Origin of the sequence: Salmonella sp. NW1250, from assembly GCF_051812965.1 — a bacterium.
GTDB lineage: Bacteria > Pseudomonadota > Gammaproteobacteria > Enterobacterales > Enterobacteriaceae > Salmonella > Salmonella enterica.
The window spans coordinates 55,217-79,755 of sequence record NZ_JAMNDD010000006.1 but is presented as its reverse complement, the minus strand read 5'-3'; the positions used below and the strand labels follow the sequence as shown (position 1 = coordinate 79,755).

The window sequence follows — 24,539 nt, the reverse complement described above, 5'->3', positions numbered from 1 at the left end:
AATGCGTCTTATCCGGCCTACGGATTGATACGGATTGATACGGATTGATGTTGTAGGCCTGATAAGCGAAGCGCCGTCAGGCAGTGTTATGCGATTTTTCCAGCAGGAGGCTCTTGTGTCATCGTTCGACTATCTCAAAACCGCGATTAAGCAGCAAGGTTGCACTCTGCAACAGGTGGCTGACGCCAGCGGTATGACCAAGGGGTATCTGAGTCAGTTACTTAACGCCAAAATCAAAAGCCCCAGCGCGCAAAAACTGGAGGCGCTACACCGTTTTCTCGGGCTGGAGTTTCCCCGCCGACAGAAAAACATTGGCGTGGTGTTCGGTAAATTTTATCCATTGCATACCGGACACATCTACTTGATCCAGCGCGCCTGTAGCCAGGTGGATGAGTTGCACATCATTATGGGATATGACGATACGCGCGACCGTGGGCTGTTTGAGGATAGCGCCATGTCGCAGCAGCCCACCGTGTCGGATCGCCTGCGCTGGTTGCTGCAAACCTTCAAATACCAAAAAAATATTCGCATTCACGCCTTTAATGAAGAGGGGATGGAGCCTTATCCGCATGGCTGGGACGTCTGGAGCAACGGCATTAAAGCGTTTATGGCAGAGAAGGGAATACAGCCGAGCTGGATCTACACTTCCGAAGAGGCTGATGCGCCGCAGTACCTGGAGCATTTAGGGATTGAGACGGTGCTGGTCGATCCTGAACGCACGTTTATGAATATCAGTGGGGCGCAAATCCGCGAAAATCCGTTTCGTTACTGGGAATATATTCCTACCGAAGTGAAGCCGTTTTTCGTGCGTACCGTCGCGATTCTGGGCGGGGAATCAAGCGGCAAGTCTACGCTGGTCAATAAGCTCGCCAATATTTTTAATACCACCAGCGCCTGGGAATATGGCCGCGACTATGTCTTTTCGCATCTGGGCGGCGATGAGATGGCGTTACAGTATTCCGACTACGATAAAATCGCGCTGGGTCATGCGCAATATATTGATTTTGCAGTGAAATATGCGAATAAAGTGGCGTTTATCGATACCGATTTCGTCACCACCCAGGCATTTTGCAAAAAATACGAAGGGCGCGAGCATCCCTTTGTCCAGGCGCTGATCGACGAGTATCGCTTCGACCTGGTGATTTTGCTGGAGAATAATACGCCGTGGGTAGCTGACGGGCTGCGAAGCCTGGGCAGTTCAGTGGATCGCAAAGCGTTCCAGAACCTGCTGGTCGAGATGCTGAAAGAGAACAACATTGAGTTCGTTCACGTTAAAGAGGCTGATTACGATGGCCGCTTTTTGCGCTGTGTGGAACTGGTGAAAGAGATGATGGGCGAGCAGGGATAAGAACCAATGCCTGATGCGACGCTTACCGCGTCTTATCAGGCCTACAGTTTCACAACGTACTGGAATCGCTGGGTTTGTAGGCCGGGTAAGCGCAAGCGCCACCCGGCATTCAGACATTTATTTGGCAATACGCTTGTACTTGATACGCTTCGGCTCCAGCGCCTCGGCGCCCAGCGTGCGTTTCTTGTACTCTTCGTATTCGGTAAAGTTGCCTTCGAAGAATTCCACCTTACCTTCATCCTGATAATCCAGAATGTGGGTGGCGATACGGTCAAGGAACCAACGGTCGTGCGAGATAACCATCGCGCAGCCAGGGAACTCCAGCAGGGCGTTTTCCAGCGCGCGCAGGGTTTCGATATCCAGGTCGTTCGTCGGTTCGTCGAGCAGCAGGACGTTGCCGCCCACCTGCAGCAGTTTCGCCAGGTGCAAACGACCGCGCTCACCGCCGGACAGTTCGCCAACGCGTTTGCCCTGATCGACGCCTTTGAAGTTAAAGCGGCCTACATAGGCGCGGCTTGGCATTTCAGTGTTGCCGATCTTCATGATATCCAGCCCGCCGGACACTTCTTCCCAGACGGTTTTGCTGTTGTCCATCGCGTCGCGGAACTGATCGACCGAGGCCAGCTTGACGGTTTCACCCAGCGTAATGGTGCCGCTATCAGGCTGCTCCTGACCGGACATCATGCGGAACAGGGTCGATTTACCCGCGCCGTTTGGCCCGATGATCCCGACGATAGCGCCTTTCGGCACCGAGAAGCTCAGGTCGTCGATCAGTACGCGGTCGCCGTAGGATTTACGCAGGTTGCTGACTTCAATGACTTTGTCGCCCAGACGCGGTCCTGGTGGAATAAACAGTTCGTTGGTTTCGTTACGTTTCTGATACTCAACGCTGTTCAGTTCTTCAAAGCGAGCCAGACGCGCCTTACCTTTCGACTGACGGCCTTTCGCGCCCTGACGCACCCACTCCAGCTCTTTCTCAATGGATTTACGGCGCGCCGCTTCGGCAGACGCTTCCTGCGCCAGACGCTGATCTTTCTGCTCCAGCCAGGAGGAGTAGTTGCCTTCCCACGGAATACCTTCGCCGCGGTCAAGTTCCAGAATCCAGCCGGCGACGTTATCGAGGAAGTAACGGTCGTGGGTAATCGCCACGACGGTGCCTTCGAAGTCGTGCAGGAAACGTTCCAGCCACGCAACAGATTCGGCATCCAGGTGGTTGGTGGGTTCGTCGAGCAGCAGCATGTCCGGCTTTTCCAGCAACAGACGGCACAGCGCCACGCGACGGCGCTCGCCGCCGGACAGTTTTTCGACTTTGGCATCCCAGTCCGGCAGACGCAGAGCGTCAGCTGCGCGCTCAAGTTGCACGTTCAGGTTATGACCGTCGTGCGCCTGGATAATCTCTTCAAGCCGGCCTTGCTCTGCCGCCAGCTTGTCGAAGTCGGCATCCGGATCGGCATACAGCGCGTACACTTCATCCAGACGTTTGAGGGCGTTAACCACTTCCGAAACGGCCTCTTCAATCGACTCGCGTACCGTATGTTCCGGGTTTAGCTGAGGTTCCTGCGGCAGGTAGCCAATCTTAATGCCGGGCTGCGGGCGCGCTTCACCCTCGATATCTTTATCGAGACCCGCCATGATGCGCAGCAGGGTAGACTTACCGGCGCCGTTAAGGCCCAGCACGCCGATTTTGGCGCCAGGGAAGAAGCTCAGCGAGATGTTTTTCAGAATATGACGTTTCGGCGGAACCACTTTGCCGACACGATGCATGGTATAAACGAATTGAGCCACGTTGGACTTCGCCTCTATGTTTATCGTGATGGTGAATAGATTTCAAAGGCGAAGTGTAGCCTTTTTCCCTGCCTAAGCCCAGCCAGCAGATCGCACTCGCAATAAAAGTAAAAAAGTGTCCGTAACGTGGCGCAAATGGCTATGACTGGTTAGCATAAATTCATTACGCGGCATGATGCTGCATTGGATAACAATTGAGGAAGTGCTTGTGGATAGAGCCAAACCATTTGTCTGGCGTCTCGTCGCCGCCAGCGTATGCCTGCTGACCTTTTGTCACCTCGCGCGGGCCGACTCACTGGAAGAGCAGCGTAACCGCTATGCGCAGATTAAGCAGGCCTGGGACAACCGCCAGATGGATGTGGTAGAGCAGATGATGCCGGGTCTGAAAGATTATCCGCTCTACCCGTATCTGGAATACCGTAAGATCACCGACGATTTGATGAATCAACCGGCGATTGCTGTCACGCAGTTTGTGCGCGCCAATCCTACGCTTCCGCCTGCGCGTACGCTGCAATCACGCTTCGTCAATGAGCTGGCGCGTCGTGAAGACTGGCGCGGCTTGCTGGCGTTTAGCCCGGAGAAACCCGGCACCACGGAAGCGCAATGTAACTATTACTACGCGAAATGGAGTACCGGGCAAACGGAAGCGGCCTGGCAGGGCGCGAAAGACCTTTGGCTGACCGGCAAAAGTCAGCCGAATGCCTGCGATAAACTGTTCAGCGTTTGGCGGGCCTCCGGCAAGCAAGACCCGCTGGCGTATCTGGAACGTATTCGGCTGGCGATGAAAGCCGGGAATACGGGGTTGGTTACGGTGCTGGCCGGACAGATGCCGGCGGAATATCAAACGATCGCCTCAGCGATCATTACCCTGGCTAATGACCCTAATAACGTGTTGACCTTCGCACGCACCACCGGCGCCACCGATTTTACCCGCCAGATGGCGGAAGTCGCGTTTGCCAGCGTCGCCCGCCAGGACGCGGAAAATGCGCGTCTGATGATCCCCTCGCTGGTACAGGCGCAGAAACTTAATGAGGAACAAACGCAGGCGCTGCGCGATATCGTTGCCTGGCGACTGATGGGCAACGATGTGACCGATGCGCAGGCGAAATGGCGCGATGACGCGATTATGCGCTCGCAATCGACGTCGCTTATCGAACGGCGCGTGCGTATGGCGCTGGGGATGGGCGATCGTCGCGGTCTCAATACCTGGCTTGCCCGCCTGCCAATGGAGGCGAAAGAGAAAGACGAGTGGCGTTACTGGCAGGCGGATTTATTGCTGGAGCGCGGTCGTGACGCCGAAGCGAAAGAGATCCTTCATGCTTTAATGCAGAAGCGCGGTTTTTATCCGATGGTTGCGGCGCAGCGTTTAGGCGAAGAGTACACGCTTAAAATTGATAAAGCGCCCGCCAACGTAAACAGCGCGTTGACGCAGGGGCCGGAGATGGCGCGTGTACGGGAGCTGATGTACTGGAACCTGGATAACACGGCGCGCAGCGAATGGGCGAATCTGGTAAAAAGCCGTAGTAAATCTGAACAGGCGCAGCTGGCGCGCTATGCGTTTAACCAGCACTGGTGGGATCTGAGCGTACAGGCGACGATCGCCGGAAAACTGTGGGATCATCTGGAGGAGCGTTTCCCGCTGGCGTATAACGATCTCTTTACCCGCTATACCCGCGGAAAAGATATCTCACAAAGCTATGCCATGGCGATTGCCCGCCAGGAGAGCGCCTGGAACCCGAAAGTAAAATCGCCGGTAGGGGCCAGCGGCTTAATGCAGATTATGCCGGGAACGGCCACCCATACGGTGAAAATGTTTTCGATTCCGGACTACCGCGGCCCCGGCCAACTGCTGGAGCCGGAGACCAACATCAACATTGGCACCAGCTATTTGCAGTATGTCTATCAGCAGTTTGGTAATAACCGTATTTTCGCCTCGGCGGCGTATAACGCCGGGCCGGGACGCGTGCGCACCTGGCTTGGCAATAGCGCCGGGCGTATCGATGCCGTAGCGTTTGTCGAAAGCATTCCCTTTTCGGAAACGCGCGGCTACGTGAAAAACGTTCTGGCCTATGACGCTTACTATCGCCACTTTATGGGGCAGAAAGAGGCCTTAATGAGCGACTCTGAGTGGCAGCAACGGTATTAATGCAGACGGGTTATGTTATCATTTGTACTCGTGTAACAGTACAAACGGCGGTATAACATGACCCAGCATTCCCCTTATTCATCGGCTATCGCCGAACAACGTAATCAGGAGTGGCTTCGTTTTGTGGAGTTACTCCGTCAGGCATATGCAGAGGATCTGCATCTGCCTTTATTACAACTGATGCTTACGCCGGACGAGCGTGAAGCGCTGGGAACGCGCGTGCGCATTATTGAGGAGTTGTTGCGTGGCGAAATGAGCCAGCGCGAGTTGAAAACCGAGCTGGGGGCGGGCATCGCCACCATCACGCGCGGGTCAAACAGCCTGAAATCCGCGCCGGTTGAACTGCGTCATTGGCTTGAGAACGTACTGCTGAAAAACGCCTGATTTGCTCGTAGGCCGGATAAGGCGAAGCGGCCATCCGGCAACATCGCCGCGAAATGCCTGATGGCGCTGTGCTTATCAGGCCTACAACATAGCGCAAATAATTATCGATACACCGCGTTATGAAACGGGCTGAGCGCCAGGATCACCGCCTGGTAGTAAACGCTGGAGCGCGTTAATTTTCCGGCGGTAAATACGCCAATGGCGCCCTCTTTGCGACCAATCTCGTCAATACCGGTATAGTGGGACATCACCGGGCCAAGCGCTTCTCCCTGGCGGACTCTGTCGAGAATGACGGCGGGCAGCGGCAGCGTGGCCGATCGCGCTTCACCGCGCTGAACGCCGTTATCAATCACCACCCAACTGAAGGTGGCGTCATCGTCAATTCCGGCTTCAATGGCTACCCAGAAATCAGCTTGTGGATGCAGGCGTCGCGCATTATCCACGCGATTTCGTGCGCCAGCACGCGTTTCCTCGCTTCCGAAGGGCTGCTCCGGTACGCCGCTCTCGACGGCGACGGGCGTAATATGGCACGATCCTTCGCCGAAAATCTCTTCAAATGCCTGTAGAATTGCCTGAATTTTGGCAGGATTGGTGGTCGCAGAGATAACCTGGTGCATAATTAAGCTCAGTTTTAAAAATTTATCGCAGTATAACGGAAAAAAAACATGTTACAGGTATACCTTGTTCGCCACGGTGAAACGCAGTGGAACGCCGAGCGACGTATTCAGGGCCAATCGGACAGTCCCCTGACAGCAAAAGGCGAGCAGCAGGCCATGCAGGTAGGAGAACGCGCCCGCAGCCTCGGCATCACCCATATCATCAGCAGCGATTTAGGCCGCACAAAACGCACGGCGGAGATTATCGCCCAGGCGTGCGGGTGTGATATCACCTTTGACTCCCGCCTGCGCGAGCTGGATATGGGCGTGCTGGAAAAGCGCCAGATCGATTCGCTGACGGAAGAAGAAGAGGGCTGGCGTCGTCAGCTGGTCAACGGCACGCAGGATGGCCGCATTCCTGGTGGGGAATCGATGCAGGAGTTGAGCGATCGCGTTCATGCCGCGCTGGCGTCCTGTCTGGAGCTACCGCAGGGCAGCCGACCTTTATTGGTCAGTCACGGTATCGCGTTGGGCTGTCTGGTCAGTACTATACTGGGACTACCCGCCTGGGCGGAACGCCGGTTACGTTTGCGCAACTGCTCTATTTCCCGCATCGATTACCAGGAAAGTCAGTGGCTGGCGTCTGGGTGGGTGGTAGAAACCGCAGGGGACGTTTCGCATCTGGACGCCCCTGCATTGGATGAGCTACAGCGTTAACGGCGAATCGGGATCAGAAATTCGCAGCGCAGGTTGATAGGGCGATCGCCGGTTTTGGTATCTTCTGACGGATAGTATCGCTCTATATCCTGCCCTTTACGACGGGTCAGATTCAGCATTGGCATACAGGTGCCGTAAACGGTCAGGATAAAATCCTGCACGCCGGTTCCTAACCCTTCATAGGTGAACATGACGTATTCACCGCCCTGCAACAGCACAGGATGCGCCGACTGAACATAGCCATCGGCCTGCTCTTGCGGCAGTGCGGTGGTATAGAATACTTCCTGCTCATCGTCTTTCTCCATGCTGGGGCGCGTTTCATTAAGCCCATAAAGCACTGGCGGAATAGTTGGCGAATGACCGAGGAAATCATGCCAGAATTGCACGCGCATTTCGTGGCGGAAGTCGGAAATCTGTTCCAGCGAGCAGGAATAGCTCTGCGTGACGCCAAGGAGCGGCGTATCTTCCAGCGTAACGAACTGATGTTCCGGCACGGTAAACTCGCCCAGCCGTAATGGCGGGCGAATGCCAAAGGCGCTCCATTCCGAGGAGCGACGATACAGCGCTGGCGTCTGGGAAAACTGTTTCTTAAAGGCGCGCGTAAAGGTTTGCTGAGAATCGAAGCGGTACTGAAGAGCAATATCCAGAATTGGACGCGCGGTCAAACGCAGCGCCACTGCTGATTTCGATAAACGACGGGCGCGGATGTAAGCGCCAATGGCGTGGCCCGTCACGTCCTTAAACATTCTCTGCAGGTGCCACTTGGAATAGCCTGCTTTTGCCGCCACATTGTCAAGTGACAGCGGCTGATCCAGATGACCTTCCAGCCAGATTAACAGGTCGCGAATTATGCCAGCCTGATCCATAAAATATCCCCATCCTTTCAACAACGAGCACCCGATATCAGGTAAGAGGATAATAGCATTTTTTGTTCTTTTAGCATTCAGTGTTTTTTTTGAGCTTAAATGCTTTTTTTAGGCAACGTGACAGGTAATTATTCTAATCCTGTGATCTATAACCATTTTATTTTAGAATGTCTAATAATTACGCAATGTAACTTTTATGAATGGTAACAATATGAAATACAAGAGCTTAGTACTTTTCTCAATTTTGTTGCTGCTGGGGCAGAGCGCCCGCGCGGAACAAATTGGTTCAGTCGATACGGTATTTAAAATGTTCGGTCCTGACCATAAAATCGTGGTGGAAGCTTTTGACGATCCTGATGTCAAAAACGTGACGTGCTATGTTAGCCGGGCGAAAACGGGCGGCATAAAAGGCGGATTGGGGCTGGCGGAAGATACGTCTGACGCCGCCATCTCTTGTCAGCAGGTCGGGCCTATTGAACTGAGCGACAAAATTAAGAACGGCAAGGCGCAGGGAGAGGTGGTTTTCAAAAAACGCACCTCATTGATATTTAAGTCATTGCAGGTCGTGCGTTTCTATGATGAGAAACGCAACACGCTGGCGTATCTGGCCTATTCCGACAAAGTGGTCGACGGGTCGCCGAAGAACGCCATCAGCGCGGTGCCGGTCATGCCGTGGCGACAATAACAGGGAAAGAGTATGCAGCAACCGCAGGTCTGGTTAGTCGAGGATGAACAGGGAATCGCCGATACGCTCATCTACACCCTGCAACTGGAAGGGTTTACCGTTGAGCTATTCGCTCGCGGGCTGCCCGCGCTGGAAAAAGCGCGTCAGCAACGGCCGGATGCGGTGATTCTCGATGTGGGACTACCGGATATCAGCGGCTTTGAGCTGTGTCGGCAGTTGCTGGAACGCCATCCTGCGCTGCCGATTCTTTTCCTGACTGCCCGTAGCGATGAAGTGGATCGATTGCTTGGTCTGGAGATTGGCGCAGATGATTATGTCGCCAAGCCGTTCTCGCCGCGCGAAGTGAGCGCCCGCGTGCGCACGCTGCTGCGCCGGGTGAAAAAGTTTGCTGCGCCGTCGCCGGTGGTGCGTACCGGACATTTTGAACTCAATGAGCCGGCGGCGCAGATCGCCTGGTTTGGTACGCCGCTCTCGCTGACGCGTTATGAGTTTCTGCTCCTTAAAACCCTGCTGCTGTCGCCGGAGCGCGTGTACTCGCGCCAGCAATTGATGGATATTGTCTGGTCTGATGCCCAGGAGACCTTCGATCGGACGGTCGATACACACATCAAAACCCTGCGCGCTAAGCTACGCGCGATCAATCCGGATCTCTCGCCAATTAACACGCATCGTGGAATGGGATACAGCCTGAGGAGCGTCTGATGCGCATCGGAATGCGTTTGCTGCTGGGCTACTTTCTTATTGTCGCCGTCGCCGCCGTGTTTGTACTGTCTATCTTCGTTCAGGAGATAAAGCCGGGCGTCCGCCGCGCGACGGAAGGGACGCTGATTGACACCGCAACGCTGCTGGCGGCGCTGGCCCGCGACGATCTCCTTTCCGGCAACCCGACTGACGGCCAGTTGGCGAAGGCATTCGCCCAGCTGCAACATCGCCCGTTTCGCGCCAATATCAGCGGGATCGTCAAAGTGCGCAATGAATACCATGTCTACATGACGGATGCGCAGGGGAAGGTGTTGTTTGATTCGGAAAACAAAGCGGTGGGGCAGGATTATTCTCGCTGGAATGACGTCTGGCTTACGCTGCGCGGACAGTATGGCGCCCGCAGCACGGCAAAAGATACTGCCGATCCCAATAGCACGGTGATGTACGTAGCCGCGCCGATAATCAGCGATGGACGGATTATCGGCGTCCTGTCTGTCGGTAAACCGAATGCGGCAATGGCGCCGGTGATTAAGCGCAGCGAACGGCGCATTCTGTGGGCCAGCGCCGTTTTACTGGGAATTGCGCTGGCGATTGGCGCGGGGATGGTCTGGTGGATTAACCGCTCCATCGCCCGGTTGACGCGCTATGCGGATTCCGTCACCGAAAACCGCCCGCTTGCGTTACCTGCATTAGGCAGCAGCGAGCTGCGTAAACTGGCGCAGGCGCTGGAGAGTATGCGCATTAAGCTGGAAGGCAAGAATGAGATTGAGCAGTACGTGTATGCGTTGACTCATGAGCTGAAAAGTCCGCTGGCGGCGATACGCGGCGCGGCGGAGATTCTGCGTGAAGGACCGCCCGCGGATGTGGTTACCCGCTTTACAGAGAATATACTGGCGCAAAATACGCGAATGCAGGCGCTGGTAGAAACCCTGCTGCGCCAGGCGCGGCTGGAAAACCGACAGGATATCCCTCTCGCGCCGGTTGCTGTTGATGAGCTATTTACGCAGCTTAGCGAGGCGCGCAGCATTCAGTTGGCGGCAAAAAATATCACCCTTACTCTACGGCCTTCCTCGCTGGTTGTCGTCGCCGACGCGGAGCTTCTGGCGCAGGCGCTGGGCAATGTGTTGGACAATGCCATCGACTTTACGCCTGAAAATGGCGTTATCACATTAAGCGCTCAGCCGATGGGGGAGAAAGCGATCCTGCAGGTGACGGATTCCGGCTGTGGTATTCCTGATTTTGCGCTGCCGCGCATTTTCGACCGATTCTATTCGTTGCCCCGCGAAAACGGGCGTAAAAGCAGTGGGCTTGGACTGGCGTTTGTCAGCGAGGCGGCGCGGCTCCTCAACGGTGAGGTGACGTTGTGCAATCGTCCCGAAGGCGGCGTGCTGGCCTCGTTGACACTTCACCGTCACTTCACATAACTTCAAATTCTCCCCACATCGCGTTCTTACACTGCTGGCATTGCAAAGGAGAACGCTATGTTGAAATCCCCCCTGTTGTGGAAAATGATTACGTTAGGCGGCGCCATGATCCTGCTGTTAATTCCCCTGATGATGGTACGGCACACCATCGTGGAACGTGCTGATTATCGAAGCCATGTAGAAGCCGCTATTCGTCAGAGTACCAGCGGCCCGCAAAAGGTTGTCGGCCCGCTGGTGGCGGTTCCGGTGACAGAGCTCTATACCGTGCTGGAAGAGGAGAAAGAGGTCCAGTATAAGCGCAGTTATCTCTATTTTTGGCTGCCGGAGTCGCTATTGGTCGAAGGCAATCAAAACGTTGAAGCGCGAAAAATAGGTATTTATCAGGGGCAGGTGTGGCATACCGATATGGCGATAAAGGCGGAGTTTGATGTGGCCCGTCTGCATGAGCTGAACAGACCGAACATTACCCTTGGAAAGCCCTTTATCGTCGTAGGCGTCGGCGATGCGCGCGGTATCAGCGCAGTAAAAGCGCCGCAGGTGAATGGTGAAACGCTCACTGTAGAACCGGGGACCGGCTTACCGGAAAGTAGAGAGGGCATTCATATCCCGCTGCCGGACAGTCAGTGGGCGACGCGCAACCTGACGTTGGCGATGTCGCTAAATTTAAGCGGAACCGGCAGCTTTTCACTGGTTCCCGTCGGGCGTAGCAGTGAAATGACCCTGACCAGTAACTGGCCGCACCCAAATTTTGTGGGGGATTTTCTTCCCGGTAAACGCGAAATCAGCGGTTCAGGATTTCAGGCCCAGTGGCAAACCAGTCGGTTTGCCACGAATCTCGGCGAACAGTTTGCTGATGCGCAAAAGGTGGATTGGGACAACTTACCGGCGTTTAGCGTCGCTGTATCGACGCCAGCCGACCAGTATCAACTGACGGACAGAGCGACGAAATATGCCATTTTGTTGATTACGCTAACGTTTATGGCTTTCTTTGTCTTCGAAACCCTGACGGGGCAGCGGTTACACCCGATGCAGTATCTGCTGGTGGGGTTATCGCTGGTGATGTTCTACCTGCTGTTGCTGGCACTGTCGGAACATATCGGTTTCACGCCAGCCTGGATTGCTGCAAGCCTGGTGGGCGCGTTGATGAATAGCGTTTATTTGCAGGCGGTGCTGAAAGGATGGCGCAATAGCGTACTGTTTACGCTAGCGTTATTGGCGCTGGATGGCGTGATGTGGGGATTGCTGCGTTCGGAAGATAGCTCGTTGCTTCTGGGTACCGGCGTTCTGCTACTGGCGCTTGGCGGCGTGATGTTCCTGACGCGCCATCTGGACTGGTATTCGCTCTCTTGTCAGCAACGTAAGTCATTACCGCCAGTAAAAGATGACGAATTACGTTTGTGGAAATAAATCTAACGGGCGCGCGCGTTAACGTTTTCCCGCGCAGCGCCAGAAACTGTGATGCCGTTAGTTATAGGTCAGGTTTAATGTTGCCGTGGCATTCGCCTGGCCGGGAGTCACCGTGGCGGCGGTTTTATAGTAGCGCGCGCTAATTTTCAGGGTGGTCGACATATTCATGGTTCCGCCGTTAACCGTCTGGCTGCCATCGGCATTGGTGGTAATCGTGTGAGTAAAGAGATCAATTTTTTGATTGATTGGCAAACGGTCGGTAAAGAAACCGGCGTCCGGCGCCTGAATACCCAACTGTACGCCAACGCCGGTTGCGCTGGTTGGCGCGCTTGCATTGCTCAACTGGATGACTGAATTATCAGGATTGTTTCCGCTGGCCGGTTGGGCGCTTAACGATGCGGAAATAGCGGTGCCTTGTTCGCAGGTCAATAAGATATCCTGCTCGCCTGTGCCCGCGGTTTGACTGTTAGCGAAACTGCCTAAATTGACGCTGCCTAAATCCACGGTGATGGCAGGTGTTTCTACCCGACATCCCATCGCTTTCATAATCAATTGCGTATTCCCCAAATACAGATGGGTCAGGATATCGCCGCCGGAGTCTTCCGTTGCGCTATCGCGAAAAGATACGCGCGCCAGTGGGCTTTGGAATGTCGCGGTACCGGAGGTGATCGGACCGCCTAAGGCGACCAGTTCAACATTGTAGGCGGGAGCCATCGCATGGTGTGTTTTATTGCCATCGCCATTATGGTAGGTATTATCGATTGGCATGACATTATCGTAAGGGCCAGCATTCGTTTGGGTTTTAATCGCAATGCCCACGCCGGAAATGCCGGTGCTAAATACCGGTGTGTTGTTCCCGTCATTCGCATTGATTGTCGCTGATGTATTTGACTGCGCGCTACCGGGTTCATATAAAAAACCGACCTTATAATCGCGACTACAGCCATCCATTGTGACTTCGGAGGTGGAAATCCAGCCCGATTGCCACAACACTTCGCCTGCGGTATAGGCGTGGCTATCCACCACAAGCTGCGACGGCGGGGTGATAGTGATCGCGCCTTCATTACCGGAACGTTTACAGGAGGCGTAACTATGACCGGAATACGCGAACAGCAGAATAAGCGCCAGATATAACCTTCTCATGAAAAATTCCTGCTTTTATACCAGGTGAAATAGAAAGATGTTATTGCCATGCAATAGTGATCGTCACAACGGACGTGAAATCCCCTGCCGTGACTTTTCCGTGCGGGGTATACATCCTTGCGGCGACAGGCAAATTGGCTTCATGGGTATTACTGTTGATATCCACCGTGTAAGTGACGTTGTTGGCCAGATTGACCAGACTTTTACCGTCCAGGTTAAAAAGCTGTAATCCTAAATCCTGCGCCGGATTGGCCGCGCTGTTTGCATAAATCGCAGAAGCATAATTTGGATCGGGATAAGGTACGCCGTTAAATGAAATCGCGGCTTTTGTGGTCGTTGCCGGGCAATTCGTCATTTTTATGGTGAAAGGAATGGTGGCGGTATTGCCACCGGCCACGGCGATATCCGCCCGGGCATATTGTCCAAGAGAGATCGTGTCAGGTACCGTAACGGTACACGGATCGGCATAAATTAATCCCGTAACGTTAATGTCTACGGCATCTGCGGTATTGTATGCCGCGCTGATCGATGGCGACCATAATGCCAGACCCGTGAACGTTAACAGGGCGGCTAATGCAGCAAATCTGTTCATATTCATCTTTTATCCCACCAGAATCACTGGCATTGCTCGTGTAAAATTTCTACGCCAGAAGCGGAGGGGGAGCTCGGTATACGATAAGAGACCTGACACCGGTCTGCTGCTGTTGGTCCCCACTTCACTAATAACCGCCCTTGTTTTTCCAGTCCGGTTAACCAGGCTTGCCCCGCATCACCAACAAAACTGCTGTGATTGTCTGGTTTTGTTAAAGACGAGACGGTCGCGCCAAAAGGAACAGGCAGATTGTTTATGCGGGTTAATACCATCAATGCCTTGTAACCAATATTGGTTTTATATTCAGCCCTGACCACCGCGCCACGGGTAGGCACCAGCGTTTTACTGGTATCAATGAGCTCAATATTTTTTCTAATGCCCGTCGTATCTAAAGACACTTCATTACGATGGTAAGGCGAAGCATAAGGTACGACGGCATACCCCCGAAAATCGGTGTCCACGCCCGTTTCGTTATTCACGGGGACACCCGCTGCGCCAGGGGCTTTAACCAATATGATGGTGTCGTCCATTGGCTGGGATAGTGTCAGGCCATTTCGATGTAACAGTACGCCGCCCTGAACGCCATAATTCAGACGGCGCATATGATTATCGTAGCTATACCCGCCGTTAATATCCGCATACGTCCCGTTATAGGTTGCGCTCACATTACCGCTGGTGGCTTTCTCTTGAGAGGAATAACCTTCCTGAACGCTCCATGAGAGATTTTTCTGTGCCAGCGCTGTTCCGTTTAAACCGACAGTATGCGTGGTATCGCCGTCTTTCGCGGAATTCATATTGTAGGTGGCATACGTTGACGGCATAAAGGCATCTAACGGAATACTAATATTGATTGAAATTTGCTGGTCATTACTGTCTTCCGTATCGTCGTCTTCATCCTGAGAATTATCGGCGTTCAGCGTATAAGAATAGTTAATGCCGTAGCTTACGTTATGCCATGTGTTGTTATAGCCAATACCTAATGATGTGGTATGAGTGTCATTCCAGTAATCTTCATTATATAAAGTGAGTGAAATGGAACCGTAGATAATGTCTTGCGACAACGACAGGTCGGTGCGATTACGTACATGATCATAGTGACTATTATCGCTATAGGTATCCAGCACATCCTCAAGAGCGTAGTAATCTTTGGTCGAATAACGGTAACCGGCGACAGTGAAATTGGTGCCTGTTGACTGAATATCTTTGCTGTAACGAATACGCCAGGACTGTCCGGTAAGCGTATCGCTAACCACATCGCCTGCTTTAATTTTTGACCATGAGTTGGTGACGTCTAAAGACAATGCGCCCAGATCGCCAAGGTTTAAGCCTGTCCCGATGAGCGCCGCATGATAAACATCATTGCTCAGCGTACTCTCTATTCCGCCATAGGCGGTTATGCCGCCTGCTAATCCGTATAAGGCCGTCAGTTCAGCGAAGTTCTGTTGCGCGGAATGCGTATCTGATGAACGCGTGCGGCCTACCGTCAGGTCGTATTTCAGGTGGCCTTCACGCTGTAATACCGGAACGCTGGCGTAGGGCACAATGAAATGCTGTTCAGAACCATCGGATTCTTTGATGGTGACGTACAGGTCGCCCGAACCGCCGGTTGGATAAAGATCGTTGATGGCGAATGGACCCGCCGGAACGTTAGTTTTGTAGATGGTATAACCGTTTTGTTCAACGGTTACCTGCGCGCTGCTTTTGGCCACCCCGCGAATGACCGGGGCGAACCCTTTCATACTGTCCGGCAACATATCGTCATCAGAAGAGATCTGTACGCCTTTAAATGAAATACTGTCAAAGACGTCCGCGGGCGTGTTATTTTCCCCGGCGATCAGCTGTCCTTTTAAAAATTCGATATCGCGAGAAACATAGGTGTAGGCAGAATCCCAGCTATTTTGCCCATCGCTATCATGATTCCAGGTTGAGTAGTTACGAAAACGCCATGCGCCAATGTTAATACCAGGGCGCAGGTTAGCGTATTCGCTATTTTCCGTCCGGTTTTCATCAATATCGTGATCCTGCGATCCGGTAAAACTGTAGTTCAGCAAAAAAGCATTAATGCCTTCATCCCATTCGCTGGTAGGGACGAATTCTCGCGGGTCGGCGATCAACGCGATTTGAGGGATCGCTAAATCCAGCCGGTTACCGATGACATTAAACTTTGCTACAGCGCCAGCCAGCAGACTAAGATCGGTACACCCGTTTGGGTCATTTTTAAGCTCGGGGAAGTTTTCTGTTTTTACGCCCCACTGCTTGAGTTGTTCAACGCTAAGACACGGCTGTAGGGAGAGCTTATTATCTGCTGATTTTTTATTTTTAAAGGCAATATTTTTTGTTTCAACACTGGTGTTATTAATATAAATATCAACATTATAGGTGCCTTCTGCCTGCCCCCCCTTTTCGAAAACCGATAGATCGACATTCTCCACGCCCGGTTCATCATTTTCCAACGATAATGGATTAAAATGATCATGCGCTAACGCTGGTTTTATGGAACAGCATATAAAGAGAAACGATAACGCTAATTGAGAACGGGGCTCTACTCTGGAGAATTGCACAGTAAAAGTCCTGAAAGGGTAAAAGTAAAGTGAAGTCGTTAATGGCTAGAATGAACCGGAATGCGGCTCTAAACTCATCCCATAATCGCTGATTAATCGCCACGTTACCGTGCCATGAGGGGCGGCAGTAGAACCCAATTTAAATGACGCTGATGATTTTGGCGGAACGAAGGTCGCTGATTTCACTTCATGGCTGTTAAGCGTCACACTGGCAAAGTTCATATAATAGGGAGTGGGGTTATTTACGGTAATAACATCACCTGCCGTCTGCCATTTTAATTGCTGGCTCTGGCTATCAGGCGTCGATTTTGTTAATGCTGGCGGTCGATATATAAGCTTTATTTGGGTATTAATGGAGATTTCCACGCGGTTCGCGGAGGCATTATCATCAATAGAAGGAATACCCTTAATATTGAGCCAGTACATAGACTCCCGATCTGCAGGTAGAGGGGCGCCAGAGCGAATAACCCGAATGCTGTTCTTTTGCCCGGCATCAAGGCGAAAAAGAGGCGGGGTGATAATAAACGCCTGCTTATTTGTGACCCGGGGATCGGCAACCGATAACCATGACTGAACAAGATTCGCTTTGCTGTCTTTATTCTCTACATTGATTGACGACTCATCATTATTGCCGTCGAAAACCAGTCGGGTTCCGCCAACAACAATGCTGGCATGGGCAACATGGCTTGTCAGTAATACGACCAACACGGATTTCTTTATGTGTTTCATTTTTTACTCTGTAAAGATGTTTTACGCTATGGACTGGCATCCTGCCTGTCCACATCAGGATGAGAATGCCTTACTGATACGAAACGGTATACGTAACCTGAGTGCTAACATCTCCACCGGTTACGGTTGCGGAACCATCGTTTGCCATGGCGGCGTAATAGGTAAAGTCTGCTGTCGAGCCGTCGGTTGGCAGGTTTACTGCGGCATCATCCGTGTTATCTGTCACATCGCTATGTGAAGCGTTCTGAATAGAAATACCGACACCCGCGGCGCCCGTTTCCGATCCTTCGTCCGCGTTTTTGAAGTACGTTGGGTTGGAATCATCTGTTGCGCCGTGGAAGCGGAACATGGCCTGGGTTGGTACGCCAGTTCCTGCTTCCGGGCAGCTAACCAGGCTTACGGTAAACGGCACGTAATCGGTTGTGGCGCCTTTTTCCGCGATGCGTTCTTTGCTGTAATTACCTAAATCAATGGTGGTATCCGTGGAGCCATTAACCTGAATCGTACACGCCTGATCGTAAATTTTGCCATTGAACGTAATCGTGTTCTGGGCAAATACTGGTGTGGATGCTACGGCAGTTAACATTGCCAGGATGATAATTTTCTTATTAAACATATTAATTGTTGCCTGATTCTATTCGCTGAAAAATAAAGATAGCTATATAAAATAAAATATTATATTTTACTCTGTATGCGCTTCTTTCTGTTCTGTAGATAAGCAGGCGGCTATTCTACGTATATCAACTATGAACTCAATAAAAATTCTGATGCAATATTGAACGGCAGTCCAGTTTCGGACTCGGTAACAAAGCTTAATAAAATACCACTAAAGAAGTATGGTTGATGACTGGGTTTATAGAGCAAGATCTCTTTTTTGATAATAGTTATTATTTCCTGGAGGATTTATTTAACTCTATATTGCTTTCTTTTTAAGAATATACGACGCTTGTCCGTTTAAAATGAAACCGGCAGGTTTCGAAGCTCTAACAGTCTTCCATGCAGTATTTTTATATAGTCCCCCGCTTTTAGTTCTGAAAGTACCTGCATGATACGGCTGCGTGAAAGCCCGGTTCTCTGCTGTATGAAGTTCTGTGCGTTGATCTCAAATCGTGAGCTTTCAGGATACGACCACAGTTCAAGTAACAGCGCTTTTATCTGGCTATAGGCGTCCTGCCCGATAAGGTTTCTGTCACGGTTAGTCATGAAAGCAATGCGGTACATCAGGATGTTCGAAATGTCACGCCAGAGATGCTTTTCATCAGCTATTTCCACAAAATCTTTTACTGGTACAGGATAATATTCACAGGTGGTTTCGGCGATAAAAAAGACGTCTGAATTCTCTTCTAACTGGTATAAGTCAGCATAGGCATCTACAAGGCCTAAAATCATTGGTGAGACACCGCAGCCCATTACAATGCTGTCGATACGCCGACATACTTTAATAGCGCCTTTAGTGATTAACAGGATGTGGGATTGATTATCAATCTTGATATCCAGTGTTTTACCGGCCGTAATAGTGACAGGGGAGATGTTTTGAATAACGTGCCGATGAATATTTAAAATGGCTTGCAGGTTTTTTTCTTTCCCTGTGGGACGATACACATTCCCGCCGTTTAACTGCTTCATATCTTCCCCATTATTATGGCTGATAAAGTGGTTGACTATTAAAAGGTAAACATAAATTTAATATTCACTTAAAATTATAATTAAGTAAATTAAAATAGCCAACAAGAATATTTAAGTCAATGTATTCACCTTATCAATGCATGAGCGACAACGCTGTTTGTAAGGTTAACCATAGTAAATGTGATGATTTTATTTGCAATCATTTTATGACAGCTATCATAGGTACCGTGCTTAACGAGCGCGTAGAGCGTACAGGATAGCGAAGCGATGAACATCGCTGTTGGAGGATACGAATGAGAGAAAAGTACAAAATGCAGGCGGGCGGCGTTTTACTGAGCGAAATCGCCGCCTGCCGGAACTCCTCCCGGCGGGAGCCATAAGCGGTTAGCGGTACTGGACGATCAGGCTTTGAATCTCCGGATGATCTTTTAACGACACGTGCCGTACCGTGGCGATTCCATTCATCAACGAAATAGCGTTTCCAGACGGTGTGGCGACTGTCTGTAAATGGGGGATATTATTCCGCAAACATGATACCTCGATATTGCGATCGTGAGGCGCAAGATTACAACCATATTCGACAATCTGGCCTTTGAAATGAATAACGCCTGCGGAGACCGGCGCGGTAGCAGCCAGCGCGGCTGATGAAGCTGACATCGCTGCACAAAACAGGTAGCAGCATAATGGTGATTTTTTCATCCTTTGAAACCTCACGTCCTGTGAGCATCCCCTTATTTTTTGGGGACTAACAAATCCCGTGTATTACTCTTTAATGTAAATACACAAACTACCTTAACTTTCGCAAGCTGAGATAAACAGCGCTATACGACAATTTTTATGTAAAAGAGTACGTCATAACGGCAGGTCAGGAGGGAAAGCGAGGCCGCTTAGCGGAAGGGGGGGCATAAGAAACAGCCAGTAAGAATAACTTACCGGCTGTTTTTACGGTTCGGCGCCTGGGCCGAATTAATCCTGCAGGTCGCCGCAGAAGCGATAACCTTCGCCGTGAATGGTGGCGATGATTTCCGGCGTATCCGGCGTGGATTCGAAATGCTTACGAATACGACGAATGGTAACGTCAACAGTACGGTCATGCGGCTTCAGCTCGCGGCCGGTCATTTTCTTCAACAGCTCTGCGCGCGACTGAATTTTGCCAGGGTTTTCGCAGAAGTGAAGCATCGCGCGGAACTCGCTGCGCGGTAGTTTATACTGCTCGCCGTCCGGGCCGATCAGTGAACGACTGTTGATATCCAGTTCCCAACCGTTGAACTTGTAGCTTTCAACGCTACGACGCTCTTCGCTGACGGTACCCAGGTTCATGGTACGGGACAGCAGGTTGCGGGCACGGATGGTCAATTCGCGTGGGTTAAACGGTTTGGTGATGTAATCATCCGCGCCGATTTCGAGGCCGAGAATTTTGTCGACTTCGTTATCGCGGCCCGTCAGGAACATCAGCGCAACGTTAGCCTGTTCACGCAGTTCACGCGCTAACAGGAGACCGTTTTTCCCTGGCAGATTGATATCCATGATCACCAGGTTGATGTCATATTCAGAGAGGATCTGATGCATTTCCGCGCCATCTGTCGCTTCGAATACATCATAGCCTTCCGCTTCGAAAATACTTTTCAACGTGTTGCGTGTTACCAACTCGTCTTCAACGATAAGAATGTGCGGGGTCTGCATGTTTGCTACCTAAATTGCCAACTAAATCGAAACAGGAAGTACAAAAGTCCCTGACCTGCCTGATGCATGTCGCAAATTAACATGATCGGCGTAACATGACTAAAGTACGTAATTGCGTTCTTGATGCACTTTCCATCAACGTCAACAACATCATTAGCTTGGTCGTGGGTACTTTCCCTCTGGACCCGACAGTGTCAAAAACGGCTGTCATCCTAACCATTTTAACAGCAACATAACAGGCTAAGACGTACCGGACACCTAATAAAACTACGCTTCGTTGACATATATCAAGTTCAATTGTAGCACGTTAACAGTTTGATGAAATCATCGTAGCTAAATGCTAGCTTTCATCACAAATTTGCAATATTCCAACTAGTTACGTAAGCCAACTAATAAATGTGATGAATCCAAAGAACAGGATCTATTTTAAATTAAATTATCCTAAATAAACAGCAGGATAACGATGTTCTGTTAACATAAACAGCAATAGTACAGATACGCAATAGTGTAGCGTCTTTTACGAAATCAAAAATGCTTTTTCAGTGATATCCGTTAAAATTTTGTAAATTTGCGAAGCGTAATATGCTTACAAACGCCAGCTAATTTCCTGTAAATTAGTCAAAAAGAGTAATGAAATGCGTGTAACAATCGTTCTTGTCGCTCCCGCCAGAGCGGAAAATATCGGCGCAGCCGCCCGGGCTATGAAGACCATGGGATTTACTGACCTGCGTATTGTCGACAGCCAGGCGCACCTGGAGCCCGCCACCCGTTGGGTCGCACATGGATCTGGAGATATTATTGATAATATTGAGGTTTTCCACACCCTTGTCGACGCGCTCCACGATGTGGATTTTACCGTAGCGACGACAGCCCGCAGCCGGGCAAAATTTCATTACTACGCTTCGCCCGCTGAACTGGTTCCCTTATTACAGGAAAAATCACGCTGGATGCGTCATGCTGCGCTGGTTTTTGGCCGTGAGGATTCCGGTCTGACCAATGACGAGCTGGCGCTGGCGGATGTATTGACCGGCGTGCCGATGGTGGCGGATTACCCTTCGCTCAATCTGGGTCAGGCGGTCATGGTGTATTGCTATCAATTAGCAGGTTTAATGCAACAGACCACTGAATCCGTTGATATTGCTGATGAATCGCAGTTACAGGCGTTACGCGCGCGCCTTTTACGCCTGCTAACGACTCTGGAGGCGGCCGATGACCACAAATTAACCGACTGGCTACAACAGCGAATCGGCCTGCTGGGACAGCGAGATACGGTAATGTTGCACCGTTTGGTCCATGATATTGAAAAAAAACTAACAAAATAACGTGCTGTAATTTTTAAAATAATAAGAGATTACGTCTGGTTGCAAGAGATCATAACAGGGGGAATTGGTTGAAAATAAATATATCGCCAGCAGCACATGAACAAGTTTCGGAATGTGATCAATTTAAAAATTTATTGACTTAGGCGGGCAGATACTTTAACCAATATAGGAATACAAGACAGACAAATAAAAATGACAGAGTACACAACATCCATGAACCGCATCAGCACCACCACCATTACTACCATCACCATTACCACAGGTAACGGTGCGGGCTGACGCGTACAGGAAACACAGAAAAAAGCCCGCACCTGAACAGTGCGGGCTTTTTTTTCGACCAGAGATCACGAGGTAACAACCATGCGAGTGTTGAAGTTCGGCGGTACATCAGTGGCAAATGCAGAACGTTTTCTGCGTGTTGCCGATATTCTGGAAAGCAATGCCAGGCAAGGGCAGGTAGCGACCGTACTTTCCGCCCCCGCGAAAATTACCAACCATCTGGTGGCGATGATTGAAAAAACTATCGGCGGTCAGGATGCTTTGCCGAATATCAGCGATGCCGAACGTATTTTTTCTGACCTGCTCGCAGGACTTGCCAGCGCGCAGCCGGGATTCCCGCTTGCACGGTTGAAAATGGTTGTCGAACAAGAATTCGCTCAGATCAAACATGTTTTGCATGGTATCAGCCTGCTGGGTCAGTGCCCGGACAGCATCAACGCCGCGCTGATTTGCCGTGGCGAAAAAATGTCGATCGCGATTATGGCGGGACTTCTGGAGGCGCGTGGGCATCGCGTCACGGTGATCGATCCGGTAGAAAAATTGCTGGCGGTGGGCCATTACCTTGAATCTACCGTCGATATCGCGGAATCGACTCGCCGTATCGCCGCCAGCCAGATCCCGGCCGATCACATGATCCTGATGGCGGGCTTTACCGCCGGTAATGAAAAGGGTGAACTGGTGGTGCTGGGCCGTAATGGTTCCGACTATTCCGCCGCCGTGCTGGCCGCCTGTTTACGCGCTGACTGCTGTGAAATCTGGACTGACGTCGATGGCGTGTATACCTGTGACCCGCGTCAGGTGCCGGACGCCAGGCTGCTGAAATCGATGTCCTACCAGGAAGCGATGGAACTCTCTTACTTCGGCGCCAAAGTCCTTCACCCTCGCACCATAACGCCTATCGCCCAGTTCCAGATCCCCTGTCTGATTAAAAATACCGGTAATCCGCAGGCGCCAGGAACGCTGATCGGCGCGTCCAGCGACGATGATAATCTGCCGGTCAAAGGGATCTCTAACCTTAACAACATGGCGATGTTTAGCGTCTCCGGCCCGGGAATGAAAGGGATGATTGGGATGGCGGCGCGTGTTTTCGCCGCCATGTCTCGCGCCGGGATCTCGGTGGTGCTCATTACCCAGTCCTCCTCTGAGTACAGCATCAGCTTCTGTGTGCCGCAGAGTGACTGCGCGCGTGCCCGCCGTGCGATGCAGGATGAGTTCTATCTGGAGCTGAAAGAGGGGCTGCTGGAGCCGCTGGCGGTTACGGAGCGGTTGGCGATTATCTCTGTTGTCGGCGACGGTATGCGCACGCTACGCGGCATTTCAGCGAAATTCTTCGCCGCGCTGGCGCGGGCTAATATCAATATCGTGGCGATCGCTCAGGGATCTTCTGAGCGTTCCATTTCTGTGGTGGTGAATAACGACGATGCCACCACCGGCGTGCGGGTAACGCACCAGATGCTGTTCAATACCGATCAGGTGATTGAAGTGTTTGTCATTGGCGTCGGCGGCGTCGGCGGCGCGCTACTGGAACAGCTTAAACGTCAGCAAACCTGGCTGAAGAACAAGCACATCGATCTGCGCGTGTGCGGCGTGGCGAACTCAAAGGCGTTGCTAACCAATGTGCATGGCCTGAATCTGGACAACTGGCAGGCGGAACTGGCGCAAGCGAACGCGCCGTTCAATCTGGGACGCTTAATTCGCCTGGTGAAAGAATATCATCTACTCAATCCGGTGATTGTTGATTGTACCTCCAGTCAGGCGGTGGCCGACCAGTATGCCGACTTCCTGCGTGAAGGATTCCATGTGGTGACGCCAAACAAGAAAGCGAACACCTCGTCGATGGACTACTACCATCAGCTACGTTTCGCCGCCGCGCAATCACGGCGCAAATTCTTGTATGACACCAACGTCGGCGCCGGTTTGCCGGTAATCGAAAACCTGCAAAACCTGCTGAATGCGGGTGATGAACTGCAAAAATTTTCCGGCATTCTTTCCGGGTCGCTCTCTTTTATTTTCGGTAAACTGGAAGAGGGGATGAGTCTCTCACAGGCGACCGCGCTGGCGCGCGAGATGGGCTATACCGAACCCGATCCGCGCGACGATCTTTCCGGTATGGATGTGGCGCGTAAACTGTTGATCCTCGCCCGCGAGACGGGCCGCGAGCTGGAGCTTTCCGATATCGTGATTGAACCGGTGTTGCCGGACGAGTTTGACGCCTCCGGCGATGTGACCGCTTTTATGGCGCATCTGCCGCAGCTTGACGACGCGTTTGCCGCCCGTGTGGCAAAAGCTCGTGATGAAGGTAAGGTATTGCGCTATGTGGGCAATATCGAAGAGGATGGCGTGTGCCGCGTGAAGATTGCCGAAGTTGATGGTAACGATCCGCTCTTCAAAGTGAAAAACGGTGAAAACGCGCTGGCGTTCTACAGCCACTATTATCAGCCCTTGCCGTTGGTGCTGCGCGGCTACGGCGCAGGCAATGATGTGACGGCGGCGGGCGTGTTTGCCGATCTGTTACGGACCCTCTCATGGAAGTTAGGAGTTTAA

The 24,539-nt window shown here is 51.7% G+C and carries 23 protein-coding genes and 1 other annotated feature; of the genes, 12 read left to right on the top strand and 11 right to left on the bottom strand.

Annotated elements, in window-relative coordinates; genetic code table 11:
• Positions 1-115 precede the first annotated feature (115 nt).
• Positions 116-1,348, top strand: coding sequence for a multifunctional transcriptional regulator/nicotinamide-nucleotide adenylyltransferase/ribosylnicotinamide kinase NadR (gene nadR / locus NBA72_RS12265; protein WP_000093829.1), 1,233 nt, complete (start codon positions 116-118; stop codon positions 1,346-1,348).
• A 117-nt stretch (positions 1,349-1,465) separates the two neighbouring features.
• Here the strand turns inward: nadR and ettA are convergent, their stop codons facing one another.
• The gene (ettA, locus tag NBA72_RS12260) at positions 1,466-3,133 is read right to left on the bottom strand and encodes an energy-dependent translational throttle protein EttA (RefSeq protein WP_000046770.1); all 1,668 of its coding nucleotides are present in this window, start codon (positions 3,131-3,133) and stop codon (positions 1,466-1,468) included.
• Between the two features lie 208 nt (positions 3,134-3,341).
• Here ettA and sltY point away from each other — a divergent pair, with 208 nt between their 5' ends.
• Together sltY and trpR are read left to right on the top strand one after the other, a co-directional pair.
• Positions 3,342-5,279: a murein transglycosylase gene (gene sltY / locus NBA72_RS12255; protein ID WP_000373271.1), complete on the top strand. Its 1,938-nt coding sequence runs from the start codon at positions 3,342-3,344 to the stop codon at positions 5,277-5,279.
• A 57-nt stretch (positions 5,280-5,336) separates the two neighbouring features.
• Entirely contained in the window at positions 5,337-5,663 is a 327-nt protein-coding gene (gene trpR, locus NBA72_RS12250; RefSeq protein WP_000192003.1) for a trp operon repressor, read from the top strand.
• Between the two features lie 101 nt (positions 5,664-5,764).
• On the opposite strand, the gene yjjX is transcribed toward trpR, so the two are convergent.
• Entirely contained in the window at positions 5,765-6,280 is a 516-nt protein-coding gene (gene yjjX / locus NBA72_RS12245) for an inosine/xanthosine triphosphatase (RefSeq protein WP_000554310.1), read from the bottom strand.
• A gap of 48 nt (positions 6,281-6,328) precedes the next feature.
• On the opposite strand from yjjX, the gene gpmB reads away from it, so the two are divergent.
• The gene (gene gpmB / locus NBA72_RS12240) at positions 6,329-6,976 is read left to right on the top strand and encodes a 2,3-diphosphoglycerate-dependent phosphoglycerate mutase GpmB (protein ID WP_000942363.1); all 648 of its coding nucleotides are present in this window, start codon (positions 6,329-6,331) and stop codon (positions 6,974-6,976) included.
• Here the strand turns inward: gpmB and robA are convergent.
• A complete protein-coding gene (gene robA, locus NBA72_RS12235; protein ID WP_000371685.1) occupies positions 6,973-7,842 on the bottom strand; it encodes an MDR efflux pump AcrAB transcriptional activator RobA in 870 nt (289 codons plus the stop codon). The genes gpmB and robA overlap by 4 nt on opposite strands.
• A gap of 211 nt (positions 7,843-8,053) precedes the next feature.
• Here robA and creA point away from each other — a divergent pair, with 211 nt between their 5' ends.
• Genes creA through creD form a run of 4 tightly spaced genes read left to right on the top strand, consistent with a single transcriptional unit; the run spans position 8,054 to position 12,060 of the window.
• Positions 8,054-8,527, top strand: coding sequence for a protein CreA (gene creA / locus NBA72_RS12230; RefSeq protein WP_000875811.1), 474 nt, complete (start codon positions 8,054-8,056; stop codon positions 8,525-8,527).
• Between the two features lie 12 nt (positions 8,528-8,539).
• Positions 8,540-9,229 (top strand): two-component system response regulator CreB, encoded by a 690-nt coding sequence (gene creB / locus NBA72_RS12225; RefSeq protein WP_001187046.1) that lies wholly within the window; start codon positions 8,540-8,542, stop codon positions 9,227-9,229.
• The gene (creC, locus tag NBA72_RS12220) at positions 9,229-10,653 is read left to right on the top strand and encodes a two-component system sensor histidine kinase CreC (RefSeq protein ID WP_042947741.1); all 1,425 of its coding nucleotides are present in this window, start codon (positions 9,229-9,231) and stop codon (positions 10,651-10,653) included. The genes creB and creC overlap by 1 nt, the downstream gene beginning before the upstream one ends.
• Positions 10,654-10,710: 57 nt before the next feature.
• Positions 10,711-12,060 carry a cell envelope integrity protein CreD gene (gene creD, locus NBA72_RS12215; RefSeq protein ID WP_000920383.1) on the top strand — a complete coding sequence of 450 codons (1,350 nt, stop codon included), beginning with the start codon at positions 10,711-10,713 and terminating at the stop codon, positions 12,058-12,060.
• A gap of 57 nt (positions 12,061-12,117) precedes the next feature.
• On the opposite strand, the gene sthE is transcribed toward creD, so the two are convergent.
• The 8 genes from sthE to arcA all read right to left on the bottom strand — a co-directional run bounded on the left by sthE (position 12,118) and on the right by arcA (position 20,394).
• A complete protein-coding gene (sthE, locus tag NBA72_RS12210) occupies positions 12,118-13,203 on the bottom strand; it encodes a fimbrial major subunit SthE (RefSeq protein ID WP_042947738.1) in 1,086 nt (361 codons plus the stop codon).
• Between the two features lie 40 nt (positions 13,204-13,243).
• Positions 13,244-13,801, bottom strand: a complete 558-nt coding sequence (locus tag NBA72_RS12205; RefSeq protein WP_001584421.1) for a fimbrial protein — start codon at positions 13,799-13,801, stop codon at positions 13,244-13,246.
• 17 nt (positions 13,802-13,818) lie between these two features.
• Positions 13,819-16,356, bottom strand: coding sequence for a fimbrial outer membrane usher protein (locus NBA72_RS12200; protein ID WP_001160707.1), 2,538 nt, complete (start codon positions 16,354-16,356; stop codon positions 13,819-13,821).
• Positions 16,357-16,401: 45 nt separating this feature from the next.
• Positions 16,402-17,085 (bottom strand): fimbrial biogenesis chaperone SthA, encoded by a 684-nt coding sequence (sthA, locus tag NBA72_RS12195; RefSeq protein ID WP_042947732.1) that lies wholly within the window; start codon positions 17,083-17,085, stop codon positions 16,402-16,404.
• A 70-nt stretch (positions 17,086-17,155) separates the two neighbouring features.
• A complete protein-coding gene (locus tag NBA72_RS12190) occupies positions 17,156-17,701 on the bottom strand; it encodes a fimbrial protein (RefSeq protein ID WP_042947731.1) in 546 nt (181 codons plus the stop codon).
• 338 nt (positions 17,702-18,039) lie between these two features.
• Positions 18,040-18,711 (bottom strand): winged helix-turn-helix transcriptional regulator, encoded by a 672-nt coding sequence (locus NBA72_RS12185; RefSeq protein ID WP_000811635.1) that lies wholly within the window; start codon positions 18,709-18,711, stop codon positions 18,040-18,042.
• Between the two features lie 384 nt (positions 18,712-19,095).
• Positions 19,096-19,410 (bottom strand): hypothetical protein, encoded by a 315-nt coding sequence (locus NBA72_RS12180; RefSeq protein ID WP_000749515.1) that lies wholly within the window; start codon positions 19,408-19,410, stop codon positions 19,096-19,098.
• A 267-nt stretch (positions 19,411-19,677) separates the two neighbouring features.
• On the bottom strand, positions 19,678-20,394 hold the full coding sequence (gene arcA, locus NBA72_RS12175; RefSeq protein ID WP_001194359.1) for a two-component system response regulator ArcA: 717 nt from the start codon (positions 20,392-20,394) through the stop codon (positions 19,678-19,680).
• A gap of 95 nt (positions 20,395-20,489) precedes the next feature.
• On the opposite strand from arcA, the gene yjjY reads away from it, so the two are divergent.
• From yjjY to thrA, 4 genes are all read left to right on the top strand, one after another.
• A complete protein-coding gene (gene yjjY, locus NBA72_RS12170; protein ID WP_001541509.1) occupies positions 20,490-20,630 on the top strand; it encodes a protein YjjY in 141 nt (46 codons plus the stop codon).
• A gap of 399 nt (positions 20,631-21,029) precedes the next feature.
• On the top strand, positions 21,030-21,716 hold the full coding sequence (locus NBA72_RS12165; protein ID WP_023232159.1) for a tRNA/rRNA methyltransferase: 687 nt from the start codon (positions 21,030-21,032) through the stop codon (positions 21,714-21,716).
• A 213-nt stretch (positions 21,717-21,929) separates the two neighbouring features.
• Positions 21,930-21,995: a thr operon leader peptide gene (gene thrL / locus NBA72_RS12160; protein ID WP_001575544.1), complete on the top strand. Its 66-nt coding sequence runs from the start codon at positions 21,930-21,932 to the stop codon at positions 21,993-21,995.
• Positions 21,931-22,051: a sequence feature (Thr leader region), on the top strand. Its footprint overlaps the gene before it by 65 nt.
• Before the next feature lie 25 nt (positions 22,052-22,076).
• Positions 22,077-24,539 (top strand): bifunctional aspartate kinase/homoserine dehydrogenase I, encoded by a 2,463-nt coding sequence (gene thrA, locus NBA72_RS12155; RefSeq protein WP_001264677.1) that lies wholly within the window; start codon positions 22,077-22,079, stop codon positions 24,537-24,539.

Coding starts and splice junctions, on each gene's coding strand:
- arcA (WP_001194359.1), bottom strand. CDS start 20,394: ATGCAGACCCCGCACATTCTTATCGTTGAAGACGAGTTGGTAACACGC.
- yjjX (WP_000554310.1), bottom strand. CDS start 6,280: ATGCACCAGGTTATCTCTGCGACCACCAATCCTGCCAAAATTCAGGCA.
- creA (WP_000875811.1), top strand. CDS start 8,054: ATGAAATACAAGAGCTTAGTACTTTTCTCAATTTTGTTGCTGCTGGGG.
- creB (WP_001187046.1), top strand. CDS start 8,540: ATGCAGCAACCGCAGGTCTGGTTAGTCGAGGATGAACAGGGAATCGCC.
- NBA72_RS12165 (WP_023232159.1), top strand. CDS start 21,030: ATGCGTGTAACAATCGTTCTTGTCGCTCCCGCCAGAGCGGAAAATATC.
- creC (WP_042947741.1), top strand. CDS start 9,229: ATGCGCATCGGAATGCGTTTGCTGCTGGGCTACTTTCTTATTGTCGCC.
- NBA72_RS12180 (WP_000749515.1), bottom strand. CDS start 19,410: ATGAAAAAATCACCATTATGCTGCTACCTGTTTTGTGCAGCGATGTCA.
- thrA (WP_001264677.1), top strand. CDS start 22,077: ATGCGAGTGTTGAAGTTCGGCGGTACATCAGTGGCAAATGCAGAACGT.
- NBA72_RS12205 (WP_001584421.1), bottom strand. CDS start 13,801: ATGAATATGAACAGATTTGCTGCATTAGCCGCCCTGTTAACGTTCACG.
- creD (WP_000920383.1), top strand. CDS start 10,711: ATGTTGAAATCCCCCCTGTTGTGGAAAATGATTACGTTAGGCGGCGCC.
- sthE (WP_042947738.1), bottom strand. CDS start 13,203: ATGAGAAGGTTATATCTGGCGCTTATTCTGCTGTTCGCGTATTCCGGT.
- trpR (WP_000192003.1), top strand. CDS start 5,337: ATGACCCAGCATTCCCCTTATTCATCGGCTATCGCCGAACAACGTAAT.
- robA (WP_000371685.1), bottom strand. CDS start 7,842: ATGGATCAGGCTGGCATAATTCGCGACCTGTTAATCTGGCTGGAAGGT.
- NBA72_RS12185 (WP_000811635.1), bottom strand. CDS start 18,711: ATGAAGCAGTTAAACGGCGGGAATGTGTATCGTCCCACAGGGAAAGAA.
- NBA72_RS12190 (WP_042947731.1), bottom strand. CDS start 17,701: ATGTTTAATAAGAAAATTATCATCCTGGCAATGTTAACTGCCGTAGCA.
- yjjY (WP_001541509.1), top strand. CDS start 20,490: ATGACTAAAGTACGTAATTGCGTTCTTGATGCACTTTCCATCAACGTC.
- gpmB (WP_000942363.1), top strand. CDS start 6,329: ATGTTACAGGTATACCTTGTTCGCCACGGTGAAACGCAGTGGAACGCC.
- sthA (WP_042947732.1), bottom strand. CDS start 17,085: ATGAAACACATAAAGAAATCCGTGTTGGTCGTATTACTGACAAGCCAT.